The organism is Enterobacter cloacae complex sp. 277I4, assembly GCF_050031465.1.
Lineage (GTDB): Bacteria > Pseudomonadota > Gammaproteobacteria > Enterobacterales > Enterobacteriaceae > Enterobacter > Enterobacter cloacae.
In genome coordinates, this window is record NZ_JBLGWC010000001.1 from 682,759 (window position 1) to 698,135 (window position 15,377).

The window sequence follows — 15,377 nt, forward strand, 5'->3', positions numbered from 1 at the left end:
CTTTTTCCCGCCCTAATCCCAGCCAGGAACGTCGGGAGTGTTAAAACGCGCAGGAAAGGTAAAAAAGTGTCCGTAACGTGGCGCGTTCCGGGATGCCTGGTTAGCATAAGTTAATTAGACTTTGACGTGGCAAGACGCTGCAATTGACGAAAAAACAATGAGGAAGAGCTTGTGGAAAAAGCCAAACGGGTGGTCTGGCGTCTGCTGGCGGCCAGCGTATGCGTAATGGCGGTAAGCCAGGCGGTGCATGCCGATTCACTGGATGAACAACGTAACCGCTACGCCCAGATTAAACAGGCGTGGGACAACAAACAGATGGATACTGTGCAGGCGTTGATGCCGACGCTGAAAGACTATCCTCTCTATCCCTATCTGGAGTATCGCCAGATTACTGACGATCTCATGAATCAACCCACGGTCACCGTGAATAACTTCATTCAGGCGAACCCGACCCTGCCGCCCGCCCGGAACCTGCAGTCTCGTTTTGTAAACGAGCTGGCGCGTCGTGAAGACTGGCGCGGACTGCTGGCGTTCAGCCCGGAAAAACCGAACACCACGGAAGCCCAGTGTAACTATTACTATGCAAAATGGGCCACCGGTCAGCAGGAGGAAGCCTGGGCCGGGGCAAAAGAGCTGTGGCTGACCGGGAAAAGCCAGCCTAACGCCTGTGATTCGCTCTTTGGTGCCTGGCGTGCTTCCGGTAAACAGGATCCGCTGGCTTACCTTGAACGTATCCGTCTGGCGATGAAAGCGGGAAACACGCGTCTGGTGATGGCTCTGGCGGGTCAAATGCCGTCGGATTACCAGACCATTTCCACGGCCGTGATGTCGCTGGCAAACGACCCCAACAGCGTTCTGACCTTTGCCCGCAGCACGGGAGCGACCGATTTTACCCGACAGATGGCGGCGGTGGCCTTTGCCAGCGTGGCGCGTGACGATGTCGAAAACGCGCGGCTGATGATCCCGCAGCTGGTGCAGGCACAGCAGCTCAATGAAGAGCAAACCCAGGAACTGCGCGACATCGTGGCGTGGAGACTGGTGGGCTCGGACGTAACCGACGAACAGGCCCGCTGGCGGGACGATGCCATTATGCGTTCCAACTCCACGTCGCTGGTGGAACGTCGCGTGCGCATGGCGCTGGGGACGGGCGATCGTAAAGGCCTTAATACCTGGCTTGCGCGTCTGCCGATGGAAGCCAAAGAGAAAGACGAATGGCGCTACTGGCAGGCGGATCTGCTGATGGAGCGGGGACGCGATGACGAAGCCAAAGAGATCCTCCACGCGCTGATGCAGCAGCGAGGCTTCTACCCAATGGTGGCCGCGCAGCGTCTGGGTGAGGAGTACACCTTCCGCATTGATAAAGCGCCGGGTAACGCCAGCCCGGCGTTGACCCAGGGGCCGGAAATGGCGCGCGTGCGCGAGCTGATGTACTGGAATATGGACAACACCGCCCGTAGCGAGTGGGCGAATCTGGTCACCAGCCGCACTACGGATGAGAAAGCCCAGCTTGCCCGTTACGCCTTTGATAACCACTGGTGGGATCTGAGCGTTCAGGCGACGATCGCCGGTAAGCTGTGGGATCATCTCGAAGAACGTTTCCCGCTGGCCTACAAAGATCTGTTCGATCGCTACACCAGCGGTAAAGATATTCCGCAAAGCTATGCCATGGCGATTGCCCGTCAGGAGAGCGCCTGGAACCCGAAAGTCCGTTCCCCGGTAGGGGCCAGCGGCCTGATGCAGATTATGCCGGGCACGGCGACGCATACGGTGAAGATGTTTAATATCCCGGGATACAGCAGTCCATCACAGCTGCTGGATCCGGATACCAACATCAACATTGGTACCAGCTATCTGCAGTACGTCTATCAGCAGTTTGGTAACAACCGCATTTTCGCCTCTGCGGCGTATAACGCGGGCCCAGGGCGTGTGCGTACCTGGCTGGGTAACAGCGCCGGACGCATCGACGCCGTGGCGTTTGTCGAGAGCATTCCGTTCTCAGAAACGCGCGGCTACGTGAAGAACGTGCTGGCGTATGATGCCTATTACCGTTACTTCATGGGGCAAAAAGATACCCTGATGAGCGATGCGGAGTGGCAGAGACGTTACTGATTGGGATGGGTTGTGTTATGCTGTACTCGTTAATGAGTACAACAGGCGGTATAACATGACCCAGCATTCCCCGTATTCCTCGGCACTGGCCGAACAACGTCATCAGGAGTGGCTTCGTTTTGTGGAGTTGCTCCGCCAGTCTTACGACCAGGATCTGCATTTACCCCTGCTGCAACTGATGCTGACGCCGGACGAGCGTGAGGCGTTGGGCACGCGCGTGCGGATCATCGAAGAGTTACTGCGCGGTGAGATGAGCCAGCGTGAGCTCAAAAACGAGCTGGGCGCGGGGATCGCGACGATCACCCGCGGTTCAAACAGCCTGAAGTCTGCGCCGGTTGAGCTGCGTCAGTGGCTGGAAGCGGTATTGCTGAAAAACGCCGGATGACGGCTGCGCCTTATCCGGCCTACACGTTCAACGATAAATGGCGTTATGGAACGGGCTTAACGCCAGGATCACCGCCTGATGGTAAACGCTTGAGCGCGTAAGCGCGCCAGCAGTAAAGACGCCAATCGCTCCTTCTTTACGGCCTATTTCATCAATGCCGGTGTACTGCGACATCACTGGCCCGAGCGCTTCGCCTGCGCGCACTTTTTCCAGAATGATGTCCGGCAGCGGCAGGGTGGCCGAGCGTGCTTCACCGCGCTGTTCACGGCTTTCGATAACCACCCAGCTAAACGTCGCGCCCTCGTCAATTCCCGCTTCAATGGCGACCCAGAAGTCGGCATCGGGTGCGGCCGCTTTCGCATTTAACACGCGATTTCGTGCGCCAGCGCGCGTTTCTTCGCTGCCAAACGGCTGTTCAGGAACGCCACTCTCGACGCCGACGGCATCAATATGGCAGGATCCTTCGCCGAAAATCTCTTCAAATGCCCTTAGAATTGCCTGAATTTTGGCAGGATTGGTGGTAGCAGAGACAACATGGTGCATAATTAAGCTCGATTCAAAAAAACTCATCGCAGTATAACGGAAAAAAAGCATGTTACAGGTATACCTTGTTCGCCACGGTGAAACGCAGTGGAACGCCGAGCGACGTATTCAAGGCCAGTCCGACAGTCCTCTCACTGAAAAGGGTGTGCAGCAAGCGTGGCAGGTGGCAGAACGTGCCAGAACGCTGGGCATTACCCATGTCATCACCAGCGATTTAGGTCGCACGCAGCAGACGGCGCGCATTATTGCTGATGCCTGTGGTTGTGATGTGCTGCTTGAACCGCGCCTGCGCGAGCTGGATATGGGGGTGCTCGAAAAACGCCATATCGATACGCTGACAGAAACGGAAGAGGGCTGGCGCCGCACGCTGGTTAACGGTACCGAAGATGGCCGTATCCCTGAGGGCGAATCCATGCAGGAGCTGAGCGTGCGTATGCATGCTGCGCTGGCGGAATGCCTGAAGCTGCCCGCCGGAAGCCGTCCACTGCTGGTGAGTCACGGGATTGCGCTGGGATGTCTGGTCAGCACCATTCTGGGGTTACCGGCCTATGCGGAGCGCCGTTTGCGTCTGCGCAACTGCTCTATTTCCCGTATTGATTATCAGGAAAGCGCGTGGCTGGCGTCGGGATGGGTCGTTGAGATGGCAGGGGACATTTCGCATCTTGATGCCCCTGCACTGGATGAACTGCAGCGCTAACGACGGATCGGGATTAAGAATTCCATCCGCAGATTAATGGGGCCTTCTTCCGGTTTCGCATCGCTTGCCGGGTAGTAGCGCTCAATATCCTGACCTTTACGGCGATTCAGGTTCAGCATAGGCATGCATGTTCCGTAAACGGTCAGGATGAATTCCTGTACGCCCGTTCCCAGCCCTTCGTAGGAGAACATCACATACTCTCCGCCTTCCAGCACGACCGGTTTAGAGCCCTGAATATAGCCATTGGCCATCTCCGGCGTTAACGCGGTGGTGTAGAACACCTCCTGCTCGTCGTCTTTTTCCTGGCTTGGATGCGTTTCGTTGAGACCATACAGGATAGGCGGGATCGCCGGGGCATGGCTCAGGAAGTCGCGCCAGAACTGAACGCGCATTTGATGGCGGAACTCAGAAATCTGCTCCAGAGAACAGGTGTAGCTCTGTGTCGTACCGATCAAATGGGTTTCCGGCAGGGTAATGATTTCGTACTTCGGCATGGCGAACTCGCCCAGACGCAGCGGCGGGCGCATACCGTATGAGCTCCAGTCAGGTGAACGGCGATAGAGTGCTGGCGTCAACGAGAACTGTTTTTTAAAAGCTCGGGTGAATGTTTGTTGCGAGTCGAAACGATACTGCAGGGCAATATCAAGAATGGGCCGCGCGGTCAGGCGTAAGGCCACCGCAGATTTAGATAAACGACGTGCGCGAATATAGGCACCGATAGCATGACCGGTGACATCCTTGAACATCCTTTGCAGATGCCACTTGGAATAGCCTGCTTTAGCCGCCACATTATCCAGTGACAAAGGCTGGTCAAGATGACCTTCCAGCCAGGTTAGCAGGTCGCGAATAATTCCAGCCTGATCCATATACTATCCTCATCCTTAAAACAGCAGGTGCCTGATAACAGGTTAGCGGATAATAGCATTTTTTGATGTTTTAGCATTCAGTGTTTTTTTTGCTCATTAATGCTTTTTGTCCTGCGTTTTGGGGGAATATATTCTAATCCTGTGATCTTGCTACATTTTTGTCTAACGTGTTGAATAATCGCTCAACGTAATATTAAGAAATGGTAACAATATGAAATATAAGACATTGCTCTTAACAGCCTTACTGCTGATAGCGGGCCGCGCGGCGCAGGCGGAACAGATTGGTTCTGTCGATACCGTGTTTAAAATGTTTGGGCCGGACCACAAAATTGTGGTGGAGGCGTTTGACGATCCGGATGTGAAAAACGTCACCTGCTACGTTAGCCGGGCAAAAACCGGGGGGATTAAAGGCGGTCTGGGACTGGCCGAGGATACATCCGATGCGGCCATCTCCTGCCAGCAGGTCGGGCCGGTTGAGCTGAGCGACAAAATCAAAAACGGCAAAGCGCAGGGGGATGTGGTGTTCCAGAAACGGACGTCGCTGGTCTTCAAAAAGCTGCAGGTGGTGCGTTTTTACGATGCTAAACGTAACACCCTGGCCTACCTTGCTTACTCCGACAAAGTAGTGGAAGGTTCACCGAAAAACGCGATTAGCGCGGTGCCGATTATGCCGTGGCGGGAATAAAAAAACGGCGCTTTCGCGCCGTTTTTTATGGTGTTGACTGCAGGATCACTCCTGCAGGTCACCGCAGAAACGATAGCCTTCGCCGTGGATCGTGGCGATGATTTCCGGCGTATCTGGCGTAGATTCGAAATGTTTACGAATACGACGGATGGTCACGTCTACAGTACGGTCGTGTGGCTTCAGCTCACGGCCGGTCATTTTCTTCAGCAGTTCTGCACGGGACTGAATTTTGCCCGGGTTTTCACAGAAGTGCAGCATCGCGCGGAATTCACTGCGCGGCAGTTTATACTGCTCACCGTTCGGGCTGATCAGTGAACGGCTATTGATATCAAGTTCCCAGCCGTTGAATTTGTAGCTGTCTACGCTACGACGCTCTTCGCTGACGGTGCCCAGGTTCATGGTGCGGGACAGCAGGTTGCGTGCACGAATGGTTAACTCGCGTGGGTTAAACGGTTTGGTGATGTAGTCATCCGCACCGATTTCCAGGCCAAGGATCTTATCAACTTCGTTATCACGGCCTGTCAGGAACATTAATGCGACGTTCGCCTGTTCACGCAGTTCGCGCGCCAGCAGAAGGCCGTTTTTACCTGGCAGATTGATATCCATAATGACCAGGTTGATATCATTTTCAGAAAGGATCTGATGCATCTCTGCGCCATCGGTCGCTTCAAAGACATCGTAGCCTTCTGCTTCGAAAATGCTCTTCAACGTGTTGCGTGTTACCAACTCGTCTTCAACGATAAGAATGTGCGGGGTCTGCATGTTTGCTACCTAAATTGCCAACTAAATCGAAACAGGAAGTACAAAAGTCCCTGACCTGCCTGATGCATGTCGCAAATTAACATGACCGGGCTAACGTGACTAAAGTACGTAATTGCGTTCTTGATGCACTTTCCATCAACGTCAACAACATCATTAGCTTGGTCGTGGGTACTTTCCCTTTGGACCCGACAGTGTCAAAAACGGCTGTCATCCTAACCATTTTAACAGCAACATAACAGGCTAAGTGACACCTGACACCCAATAAAACTACGCTTCGTTGACATATATCAAGTTCAATTGTAGCACGTTAACAGTTTGATGAAATCATCATAGCTAAATGCTAGCCTTTGTCACAATTTTTCAATAAACCAACTAGTTGCGGATCTTGATTGATAAACGTTACGAATCCAACTTAAATCGCGTATTCACCCTGTCATTATCATTATAAAACATAAGGATAATCAGGTTCTGTTAACATTCTAAATGATTGTTCAGCTACAAAATAGTTTAGCGCTTTTAATTTGTTATGAAACGCTATTTCGGTGATTTGTGTTGCAAAATTGTAAATTCGCGCCGCGTAATATGTTGACGCGCATCACATTAATCCCCGCTAACTGATTAAAAAGAGAGCATAAATGCATCTGTCGATTGTACTGGTCGGGCCAGCCAGAGCTGAAAATATAGGCGCTGCGGCGCGTGCCATGAAGACCATGGGGTTCACCGATTTGCGTATTGTGGACAGCGCTGCTCACCTGGAGCCCGCGGCGCGTTGGGTGGCGCACGGGTCGGGCGATATTCTTGATAATATAACCACTTACGACACGCTCGCCGACGCGCTGCACGATATTTCGTTTACCGTTGCGACCACGGCGCGCAGTCGGGCTAAGTTCCACTATTACGCCACGCCAGCGGAACTGGTACCGATGATGAGCGAGAAAAGCCAGTGGCTGGAAAAAGCGGCGCTGGTGTTTGGGCGGGAAGATTCAGGATTAACAAACGACGAACTGGCGCTCGCGGACGTGCTGACAGGGGCTCCGATGGTCGCGGATTATCCGTCCCTGAATTTAGGTCAGGCGGTGATGGTCTATTGCTATCAATTAGCGTCCTTAATACAAATTCCCCAACCGCAAGCGGTGGGTACCGACGAAAACCAACTGGCCGCGCTGCGTACGCGCGTTGACAACCTGCTGATGCAACTTGGTGTGGCGGATGATCAAAAAATGGCTGACTGGCTGCAGCAGCGTCTTGGGCGTCTGGAGCAGCGCGATACGGCAATGCTGCACCGTTTGCTGCACGATATCGAAAAAAAATTATCCGAGTAAAATGCTGCCATAAGTTTTTACTATGGCGTAAGCGTCTGACGTTAAGGGTTGCCTCTGGCGGAATCGGATGAAAATAAATCTGCACGCAGCGGGACGTAAGAATCCGCTGAATTGTGATCAAATTAAAAATTCATTGACTTAAGGTGCCCGATCCTTTAACCCTAAAAGAATACAGCACAGACAGATAATAATGACAGAGTACACAACATCCATGAAACGCATCAGCATCACCACCATTACCACAACCATCATCATTACCACAGGTAACGATGCGGGCTGACGCGTACAGGAAAAACAGAAAAAAGCCCGCACCTGAACAGTGCGGGCTTTTTTTTCGGCTAAAGGAAACGAGGTAGAACCATGCGAGTGTTGAAGTTCGGCGGTACATCAGTGGCAAATGCAGAACGCTTTCTGCGTGTTGCCGATATCCTGGAGAGCAACGCCAGGCAGGGACAGGTCGCGACCGTTCTCTCTGCGCCGGCAAAAATCACTAACCACCTGGTGGCGATGATTGAAAAGACCATTGGCGGTCAGGATGCACTTCCGAACATTAGCGATGCCGAGCGTATCTTCGCCGAGCTGCTGCAGGGACTGGCGGAGGCACAGCCAGGTTTCCCGCTCGTACAGCTGAAAGCCTTCGTAGAACAAGAATTTGCCCAGATTAAACATGTGCTGCACGGTATCAGCCTGCTGGGTCAGTGCCCGGACAGCATCAACGCGGCGTTAATTTGCCGCGGTGAGAAACTCTCTATCGCCATCATGGCGGGCCTGCTGGAAGCGCGCGGGCATCACGTCACGGTGATTGATCCGGTTGAAAAACTGCTGGCGGTGGGCCACTACCTCGAATCCACCGTTGATATTGCTGAATCAACCCGCCGCATCGCTGCGAGCAAAATTCCTTCTGACCATATGATCCTGATGGCGGGCTTCACCGCCGGCAATGAAAAGGGTGAACTGGTGGTGCTGGGCCGTAACGGCTCTGATTACTCTGCTGCTGTGCTGGCCGCCTGTTTACGCGCGGACTGTTGCGAGATCTGGACTGACGTTGACGGCGTATACACCTGCGACCCGCGCCAGGTACCGGACGCCAGGCTGCTGAAGTCGATGTCTTACCAGGAGGCGATGGAGCTTTCCTACTTCGGCGCGAAAGTGCTTCACCCTCGTACCATCTCCCCCATTGCCCAGTTCCAGATCCCTTGCCTGATTAAAAATACCGGTAACCCGCAAGCGCCTGGCACGCTGATTGGCGCCAGCACCGACGAAGATGGCCTGCCGGTGAAAGGTATCTCTAACCTCAACAACATGGCAATGTTCAGCGTCTCCGGGCCTGGTATGAAAGGGATGGTTGGCATGGCGGCGCGCGTGTTTGCCGCAATGTCACGCAATGGGATCTCTGTGGTGCTGATCACCCAGTCCTCATCGGAATACAGCATCAGCTTCTGCGTGCCGCAGGGTGACTGCCTGCGCGCCCGTCGTGCGCTGGAAGAAGAGTTCTATCTGGAGCTGAAAGAAGAGCTGCTGGAGCCATTATCCATTCAGGAACGTCTTGCGGTTATCTCCGTGGTTGGCGACGGTATGCGCACGCTGCGCGGTATCTCCGCCAAGTTCTTTGCCGCGCTGGCGCGTGCCAATATTAATATCGTTGCGATTGCCCAGGGCTCATCCGAACGTTCTATATCGGTGGTGGTGGATAACGATGACGCAACTACCGGCGTACGCGTGGTTCATCAGATGCTGTTCAACACCGATCAGGTGATTGAGCTGTTCCTGATTGGCGTGGGCGGTGTTGGCGGTGCGCTGCTGGAGCAGGTGAAGCGTCAGCAGGAGTGGCTGAAAAAGAAGCATATCGATCTGCGCGTCTGCGGGATCGCCAACTCAAAAGCGCTGTTGACCAACGTTCACGGGCTGAACCTGGAAAACTGGCAGGCCGAGTTGAACGAGGCAAAAGAGCCGTTCAACCTGGGGCGTCTGATCCGTCTGGTGAAAGAGTATCACCTGCTGAACCCGGTGATTGTCGATTGTACGTCGAACCAGGCGGTTGCCGATCAGTACGCGGACTTCCTGCGTGAAGGCTTCCATGTGGTCACGCCGAACAAAAAGGCCAACACCTCGTCGATGGATTACTATCACCAGCTGCGTCTGGCGGCGAGCAAATCGCGCCGCAAGTTCCTGTACGACACTAACGTGGGGGCGGGCCTGCCGGTTATCGAAAACCTGCAGAACCTGCTGAACGCGGGCGACGAACTGCAACGTTTCTCCGGCATTCTCTCCGGCTCGCTGTCCTTTATTTTCGGTAAGCTGGATGAAGGGATGAGCCTCTCAGAAGCAACCCGCGCCGCGCGTGAACTGGGCTACACCGAGCCGGATCCGCGTGACGATCTCTCCGGTATGGACGTGGCGCGCAAACTGCTTATTCTGGCGCGCGAAACGGGTCGTGAGCTGGAGCTTTCCGATATCGTGATAGAACCCGTGCTGCCGGCTGAATTTGACAGCAGCGGTGACGTCAGCGCCTTTATGGATAATTTACCGCAGCTGGATGACGCTTTTGCCGCACGCGTGGCGAAAGCCCGTGATGAAGGTAAGGTATTGCGCTATGTTGGCAACATTGAAGAAGATGGCGTGTGCCGGGTGAAGATTGCCGAAGTCGATGGCAACGATCCGCTGTACAAAGTCAAAAACGGCGAAAACGCCCTGGCGTTTTACAGCCACTATTATCAGCCATTGCCGCTGGTGCTTCGCGGCTATGGCGCAGGGAACGATGTTACGGCGGCGGGTGTGTTTGCCGATCTGCTGCGTACCCTGTCATGGAAGTTAGGAGTTTAACATGGTCAAAGTTTATGCCCCGGCTTCCAGCGCCAATATGAGCGTCGGGTTTGATGTGCTGGGTGCGGCGGTGACGCCGGTGGACGGTTCACTATTGGGCGATACGGTCACGGTGGAAGCGGCAGAAAGTTTCAGCCTGAATAACGTGGGACGTTTTGCCAGCAAGCTGCCGTCCGAACCGCGCGAGAATATTGTCTATCAGTGCTGGGAGCGCTTCTGTCAGGAGATCGGGAAAAACGTGCCGGTCGCCATGACGCTGGAAAAAAGTATGCCGATTGGCTCTGGCCTGGGGTCAAGTGCCTGCTCTGTTGTGGCCGCGCTGGTGGCGATGAATGAGCACTGTGGCAAACCCCTGAACAATAGCCGTCTGCTGGGGTTAATGGGTGAGCTGGAAGGCCGCATCTCTGGCAGTATCCACTACGATAACGTCGCGCCGTGTTTCCTCGGCGGTATGCAGTTGATGATCGAAGAAAATGGCATCATCAGCCAGCAGGTGCCAGGGTTTGATGAGTGGCTGTGGGTGCTGGCCTACCCGGGTATCAAAGTGTCTACTGCGGAAGCGCGGGCGATCCTGCCTGCGCAGTATCGCCGTCAGGACTGCATCGCCCACGGGCGTCATCTGGCAGGCTTTATTCACGCCTGTTATACCCGTCAGCCACAGCTGGCGGCGAAATTGATGAAAGATGTGATTGCCGAACCGTATCGTACGAAGTTGCTGCCTGGCTTTAATGAGGCGCGACAGGCATCGCTTGATATTGGCGCGCAGGCGTGCGGCATCTCCGGCTCCGGCCCGACGCTGTTCGCCCTGTGCGATAAGCCAGACACCGCGCAGCGCGTGGCGGACTGGCTCTCTAAACACTACCTGCAAAATCAGGAAGGCTTTGTTCATATTTGCCGTCTGGACACGGCTGGCGCACGAGTACTGGGATAACGAATGAAACTCTACAATCTGAAAGATCATAACGAGCAGGTCAGCTTCGCGCAGGCGGTGACTCAGGGACTGGGCAAAAATCAGGGGCTGTTCTTCCCTCACGATCTCCCTGAATTCCCGCTGACCGACATTGATGAGCTGCTGAAGCAGGACTTTGTCACTCGCAGCACAAAAATTTTGTCTGCGTTTATCGGCGACGAAATCCCGCAGGAGTTGCTGGAAGAGCGCGTACGTGCGGCGTTCGCCTTCCCGGCACCGGTTCAGCAGGTTGAGCCGGATGTGGGCTGTCTGGAGCTGTTCCACGGCCCAACGCTGGCGTTTAAAGACTTCGGCGGCCGCTTTATGGCGCAGATGCTTACCCACATCAGCGGCGACAAGCCGGTCACCATTCTGACCGCCACCTCCGGGGATACCGGTGCCGCCGTGGCGCATGCTTTTTACGGTCTGAAGAATGTCCGCGTGGTGATCCTCTACCCGAAAGGCAAGATCAGCCCACTCCAGGAAAAACTGTTCTGCACCCTCGGCGGCAACATTGAAACCGTGGCGGTAGATGGCGACTTCGATGCCTGTCAGGCACTGGTGAAACAGGCCTTCGACGATGAAGAGCTAAAGGCTGCGCTGGGGCTCAACTCTGCTAACTCCATTAACATCAGCCGCCTGCTGGCGCAGATTTGCTACTACTTCGAAGCGGTTGCCCAACTGCCGCAAGAGGCGCGTAATCAGCTGGTGGTTTCGGTACCGAGCGGAAACTTTGGCGACCTGACGGCGGGGCTGCTGGCGAAATCCCTGGGGCTGCCGGTGAAACGCTTTATTGCGGCGACCAACGCCAACGACACCGTGCCACGCTTCCTGAAAGACGGTAAATGGGCGCCGAACGCGACCCAGGCGACGCTCTCTAACGCGATGGACGTGTCACAGCCAAACAACTGGCCGCGCGTGGAAGAGCTGTTCCGCCGTAAAGTGTGGCGTCTGGGCGATCTGGGCTATGCGGCGGTCACCGATGAAACCACCAAAAGCACTATGCGTGAGCTGAAAGCGGTGGGGTATACCTCTGAACCGCATGCGGCGATTGCTTACCGTGCGCTGCGCGACCAGCTTAATCCTGGCGAGTATGGCCTGTTCCTGGGGACGGCGCATCCGGCAAAATTCAAAGAGAGCGTGGAAGAGATTCTGGGTGAAACGCTGCCGCTGCCGAAAGAGCTGGCGGATCGCGCTGACCTGCCGCTGCTCTCTCATGAGCTGCCAGCGGATTTTGCCGCGCTGCGTAAGCTGATGATGACTCGAGCGTGATTTTTTGCCCGGTGGCGCTGCGCTTACCGGGCCTGCAACAATCTCAATCGTAGGCCGGGTAAGCGAAGCATCACCCGGCTTTTTTGTGAAGAAAATAAGGAGAAAAATAGCAGGGAAAAAGCAGAAATTCCCAATAAATGCGGTCACTTAGCGTTTAGGATTGCAGAGAATAACATCTCCGGTTCCCCTCACGTAATCTCCTTACATCGGCCCACGTTGGGCAAGAATCATAAGGAGTCACCGATGTCTAAATTGAAACCTGCGCTGATTGCGCTTTCACTGATGCTGGTCGCTCCCATGGCGGTACAGGCATCCGAAATCACCCTGGTTCCGGCGGTCAAACTGCAGATTGGCGATCGGGATAATAACGGCCATTACTGGGACGGCGGCCGCTGGCGCGACCATGACTGGTGGAAGGCGCATTATGAGTGGCGCGATAACCACTGGCGTCCACATGATGAGCATCGCGATCGTGACGATCGTCATGACCACCGCCACGACGATCACCGACCAGGCCCGGACTGGAAGCACCACTAATACAAACCCCGCCAGCAGGCGGGGTTGTTTTTTTACTGTTCGTGGCGCTTAAACACCAGTTCCCCTTTCCCTGACGCTTCCTCGTCAAAGAAATACCCCTCGCTGTTGAATCCGGTGAGCTGCTCTGGCTTCGTCAGGCGGTTTTGAATGATGTAGCGGCTCATCAGTCCACGCGCTTTTTTGGCATAGAAGCTGATGACCTTAAACTTGCCGTTTTTCTCATCAAGGAAGACCGGTTTAATAATATCCGCATCGAGCTTCTTCGGCTTCACCGATTTGAAGTATTCATCGGAGGCGAGGTTAATCACCACGTTATCCCCCTGCGCGTGCAGGGCTGCGTTCAGCTTATCGGTGATAATGTCGCCCCAGAAATGGTACAGATCTTTGCCTTTGGCGTTTTCCAGGCGGATGCCCATCTCCAGACGATAGGGCTGCATCAGATCCAGCGGGCGCAGCACGCCGTACAGGCCTGAAAGCATACGCAGATGCTGCTGGGCAAAATCGAAATCGGCTTCGCTGAACTCTTCTGCCTGCAGGCCGGTATAGACATCGCCCTTGAAGGCCAGAAGCGCCTGGCGCGCATTCGCAGGAGTAAAGTCAGGATGCCACTCATGGAAGCGGGTTGCGTTGAGATCGGCGAGCTTATCACTGATGCTCATCAGAGAGGCGATTTGCGGCGCGGAGAGCTTACGCGCCTCGTGAATCAGCTGTTGCGAGTAGTCCAGCAGTTCAGGCTGGGTATAACGCTCGGTCGCGAGCGGGCTCTGGTAGTCGAGCGTTTTTGCAGGTGAAATCAGAATCAGCATATCCAGTCCTTGCAGGAAATTTAAGGCGACTTTAGCAAAAAATCGCCCTGAATTGATCGATAGCTGTTATTGCCGCGGCAAATCATCCCACGTGCCGGGCGCAATCTGCGATTTGATTTCGGGATAGCGCGAGGCGTCAAACACCGGCGGAACCCCCAGCTTGCGCTGGCGAAGGTAGTCCCGGGCGATGAGGGTGACTACGGGCGAGAGCAGCAAAATCGCCGTCAGGTTGGTGATCGCCATCAGCGCCATAATCACGTCCGCCAGTTGCCAGACCACCGGCATGCTGAGCAGAGAACCCACGATGACCATCAGCAACATGCCCAGGCGCAACAGGTTGAGCATGGGGCGAGAGTTGAGCTTCAGGAAAATGAGGTTGTTCTCGGCGTAAAGGTAATTGACGACCATCGAGCTGAAGGCGAACAACAGCAGAATGAGCGAAACAAATCCCGCTCCCCAGCCACCGGTAAGGTTCACCAGCGCCTGCTGAAGAAGCTGTATCCCGCCGGCTTCCGTTGAGTGAGAGATTGGGCCTGCCAGCAGCAAGATCATGGCGCTGGAGGAGCAGATAATAATCGTGTCCGTGAAGACGCCAATCATTTGCACAATGCCTTGCGCGGCCGGGTGAGGGGGCCAGGAAGCGGCCGCCGCCGCGGCATTGGGGGTAGACCCCATTCCGGCTTCGTTAGAGAACATACCGCGCTGAAAACCCGCCATCAGCGCCTGGCTAAAGGTATAGCCCAGCGCACCCGAAGCCGCTTCACGCCAGCCAAAGGCGCTGCTGAAAATGGTCGCAATCACATCCGGCACCTGGTCGATATGCAACGCAGCGACAAGCAGACTGGCCGCAACCCAGAGCAAGGCCATAACGGGAACCAGCCACTGCATCAGGCGGGCTGTACCCTTAAGACCGGTAGAGATGGTCAGCAGTATGCAGAGGGCTAACCCCGCGCCGGTGAGCCATTCCGGACAGGCGAAGGCATAGCGTAGGGCATGGGCGACAGAATTTGCCTGGACGGTGTTGAAAATCAGGCCATAGGCGACGAGTAAGAAAAGTGAGAACAGCACGCCCATCCAGCGCATCCCTAAGCCGCGCGCCATGTACCAGGCTGGGCCACCGCGAAACTGGCCATGATGATCTTTTTCTTTGTAGAGCTGGGCGAGAGAGCATTCGGCAAAGGACGTTGCCATGCCGATAATTGCCGTCACCCACATCCAGAAAACCGCCCCCGGCCCACCGGCGCTGATAGCCAGCGCGACCCCCGCCAGGTTACCGCTGCCAAGCCTTGCCGCAAGGCTGGTGCACAGCGCCTGGAACGAGGTTAATCCACCGGGTTGTGGCGTGACGCTGTTTTTCAGACTTCTGCCAAATTTGCGGATATAACGAAACTGGATAAAACCGCTGCGTAACGTAAACCATATACCTGCTGCCAGAAGCAGGTATATCATTATCGAACCCCAGAGCACTTCGTTAATAAAGAAAAAGAAATCAGGCATTAACGTCCCTCATGTTGATGCCAGGGTAAGGATGTAAGCGCTACCACATATTGGGCGTACTGTTACGTAGCTGCCTCTTAATATTCCGAGTTTATCATACATTGGCTAAGCGCACTGTCTGCGG

At 54.9% G+C, this 15,377-nt stretch carries 16 protein-coding genes and 1 other annotated feature; of the genes, 11 read left to right on the forward strand and 5 right to left on the reverse strand.

Translation table 11 applies throughout. From position 1 onward, the window contains the following. Nucleotides 1-171: 171 nt before the first annotated feature. Together sltY and trpR are read left to right on the forward strand one after the other, a co-directional pair. Complete coding sequence (gene sltY, locus ACQG19_RS03285) at nucleotides 172-2,109, forward strand: murein transglycosylase (protein WP_246932353.1); 1,938 nt, start codon at nucleotides 172-174, stop codon at nucleotides 2,107-2,109. A gap of 55 nt (nucleotides 2,110-2,164) precedes the next feature. After that, nucleotides 2,165-2,494, forward strand: a complete 330-nt coding sequence (trpR, locus tag ACQG19_RS03290; protein ID WP_013095502.1) for a trp operon repressor — start codon at nucleotides 2,165-2,167, stop codon at nucleotides 2,492-2,494. Between the two features lie 27 nt (nucleotides 2,495-2,521). Here the strand turns inward: trpR and yjjX are convergent, their stop codons facing one another. Continuing rightward, a complete protein-coding gene (gene yjjX, locus ACQG19_RS03295; RefSeq protein ID WP_029882672.1) occupies nucleotides 2,522-3,037 on the reverse strand; it encodes an inosine/xanthosine triphosphatase in 516 nt (171 codons plus the stop codon). Nucleotides 3,038-3,086: 49 nt separating this feature from the next. On the opposite strand from yjjX, the gene gpmB reads away from it, so the two are divergent. Further along, nucleotides 3,087-3,734 (forward strand): 2,3-diphosphoglycerate-dependent phosphoglycerate mutase GpmB, encoded by a 648-nt coding sequence (gene gpmB, locus ACQG19_RS03300; protein WP_013095504.1) that lies wholly within the window; start codon nucleotides 3,087-3,089, stop codon nucleotides 3,732-3,734. Here gpmB and robA read toward each other — a convergent pair. Continuing rightward, on the reverse strand, nucleotides 3,731-4,600 hold the full coding sequence (robA, locus tag ACQG19_RS03305; RefSeq protein ID WP_013095505.1) for an MDR efflux pump AcrAB transcriptional activator RobA: 870 nt from the start codon (nucleotides 4,598-4,600) through the stop codon (nucleotides 3,731-3,733). The genes gpmB and robA overlap by 4 nt on opposite strands. Before the next feature lie 211 nt (nucleotides 4,601-4,811). Here robA and creA point away from each other — a divergent pair, with 211 nt between their 5' ends. Next, nucleotides 4,812-5,285 (forward strand): protein CreA, encoded by a 474-nt coding sequence (creA, locus tag ACQG19_RS03310; RefSeq protein WP_040020122.1) that lies wholly within the window; start codon nucleotides 4,812-4,814, stop codon nucleotides 5,283-5,285. Nucleotides 5,286-5,330: 45 nt separating this feature from the next. On the opposite strand, the gene arcA is transcribed toward creA, so the two are convergent. After that, complete coding sequence (gene arcA / locus ACQG19_RS03315) at nucleotides 5,331-6,047, reverse strand: two-component system response regulator ArcA (protein ID WP_003856501.1); 717 nt, start codon at nucleotides 6,045-6,047, stop codon at nucleotides 5,331-5,333. Nucleotides 6,048-6,142: 95 nt separating this feature from the next. On the opposite strand from arcA, the gene yjjY reads away from it, so the two are divergent. From yjjY to ACQG19_RS03350, 7 genes are all read left to right on the forward strand, one after another. Beyond that, nucleotides 6,143-6,283, forward strand: coding sequence for a protein YjjY (gene yjjY / locus ACQG19_RS03320; protein ID WP_001541509.1), 141 nt, complete (start codon nucleotides 6,143-6,145; stop codon nucleotides 6,281-6,283). A gap of 399 nt (nucleotides 6,284-6,682) precedes the next feature. Beyond that, the gene (locus ACQG19_RS03325) at nucleotides 6,683-7,369 is read left to right on the forward strand and encodes a tRNA/rRNA methyltransferase (RefSeq protein ID WP_246932355.1); all 687 of its coding nucleotides are present in this window, start codon (nucleotides 6,683-6,685) and stop codon (nucleotides 7,367-7,369) included. A gap of 211 nt (nucleotides 7,370-7,580) precedes the next feature. Further along, the gene (thrL, locus tag ACQG19_RS03330; RefSeq protein WP_015572623.1) at nucleotides 7,581-7,649 is read left to right on the forward strand and encodes a thr operon leader peptide; all 69 of its coding nucleotides are present in this window, start codon (nucleotides 7,581-7,583) and stop codon (nucleotides 7,647-7,649) included. Then, nucleotides 7,588-7,705: a sequence feature (Thr leader region), on the forward strand. It overlaps the preceding gene by 62 nt. Before the next feature lie 24 nt (nucleotides 7,706-7,729). Then, nucleotides 7,730-10,192: a bifunctional aspartate kinase/homoserine dehydrogenase I gene (thrA, locus tag ACQG19_RS03335; RefSeq protein ID WP_013095509.1), complete on the forward strand. Its 2,463-nt coding sequence runs from the start codon at nucleotides 7,730-7,732 to the stop codon at nucleotides 10,190-10,192. Between the two features lies 1 nt (nucleotide 10,193). Beyond that, nucleotides 10,194-11,123, forward strand: a complete 930-nt coding sequence (gene thrB / locus ACQG19_RS03340) for a homoserine kinase (RefSeq protein ID WP_013095510.1) — start codon at nucleotides 10,194-10,196, stop codon at nucleotides 11,121-11,123. A gap of 3 nt (nucleotides 11,124-11,126) precedes the next feature. Further along, a complete protein-coding gene (gene thrC, locus ACQG19_RS03345; RefSeq protein WP_040020120.1) occupies nucleotides 11,127-12,413 on the forward strand; it encodes a threonine synthase in 1,287 nt (428 codons plus the stop codon). Between the two features lie 243 nt (nucleotides 12,414-12,656). Then, entirely contained in the window at nucleotides 12,657-12,950 is a 294-nt protein-coding gene (locus tag ACQG19_RS03350) for a DUF2502 domain-containing protein (protein WP_013095512.1), read from the forward strand. A 32-nt stretch (nucleotides 12,951-12,982) separates the two neighbouring features. Here the strand turns inward: ACQG19_RS03350 and yaaA are convergent, their stop codons facing one another. Then, nucleotides 12,983-13,756 carry a peroxide stress protein YaaA gene (yaaA, locus tag ACQG19_RS03355; protein WP_246932357.1) on the reverse strand — a complete coding sequence of 258 codons (774 nt, stop codon included), beginning with the start codon at nucleotides 13,754-13,756 and terminating at the stop codon, nucleotides 12,983-12,985. A 66-nt stretch (nucleotides 13,757-13,822) separates the two neighbouring features. Continuing rightward, on the reverse strand, nucleotides 13,823-15,253 hold the full coding sequence (locus ACQG19_RS03360) for an alanine/glycine:cation symporter family protein (RefSeq protein WP_020688464.1): 1,431 nt from the start codon (nucleotides 15,251-15,253) through the stop codon (nucleotides 13,823-13,825). Nucleotides 15,254-15,377 lie beyond the last annotated feature (124 nt).

What these genes read in the sequence shown, in the direction of transcription:
- trpR (WP_013095502.1), top strand. Translation starts at nt 2,165, where the DNA reads ATGACCCAGCATTCCCCGTATTCCTCGGCACTGGCCGAACAACGTCAT.
- yjjX (WP_029882672.1), bottom strand. Translation starts at nt 3,037, where the DNA reads ATGCACCATGTTGTCTCTGCTACCACCAATCCTGCCAAAATTCAGGCA.
- gpmB (WP_013095504.1), top strand. Translation starts at nt 3,087, where the DNA reads ATGTTACAGGTATACCTTGTTCGCCACGGTGAAACGCAGTGGAACGCC.
- robA (WP_013095505.1), bottom strand. Translation starts at nt 4,600, where the DNA reads ATGGATCAGGCTGGAATTATTCGCGACCTGCTAACCTGGCTGGAAGGT.
- creA (WP_040020122.1), top strand. Translation starts at nt 4,812, where the DNA reads ATGAAATATAAGACATTGCTCTTAACAGCCTTACTGCTGATAGCGGGC.
- arcA (WP_003856501.1), bottom strand. Translation starts at nt 6,047, where the DNA reads ATGCAGACCCCGCACATTCTTATCGTTGAAGACGAGTTGGTAACACGC.
- ACQG19_RS03325 (WP_246932355.1), top strand. Translation starts at nt 6,683, where the DNA reads ATGCATCTGTCGATTGTACTGGTCGGGCCAGCCAGAGCTGAAAATATA.
- thrA (WP_013095509.1), top strand. Translation starts at nt 7,730, where the DNA reads ATGCGAGTGTTGAAGTTCGGCGGTACATCAGTGGCAAATGCAGAACGC.
- thrB (WP_013095510.1), top strand. Translation starts at nt 10,194, where the DNA reads ATGGTCAAAGTTTATGCCCCGGCTTCCAGCGCCAATATGAGCGTCGGG.
- thrC (WP_040020120.1), top strand. Translation starts at nt 11,127, where the DNA reads ATGAAACTCTACAATCTGAAAGATCATAACGAGCAGGTCAGCTTCGCG.
- ACQG19_RS03350 (WP_013095512.1), top strand. Translation starts at nt 12,657, where the DNA reads ATGTCTAAATTGAAACCTGCGCTGATTGCGCTTTCACTGATGCTGGTC.
- yaaA (WP_246932357.1), bottom strand. Translation starts at nt 13,756, where the DNA reads ATGCTGATTCTGATTTCACCTGCAAAAACGCTCGACTACCAGAGCCCG.
- ACQG19_RS03360 (WP_020688464.1), bottom strand. Translation starts at nt 15,253, where the DNA reads ATGCCTGATTTCTTTTTCTTTATTAACGAAGTGCTCTGGGGTTCGATA.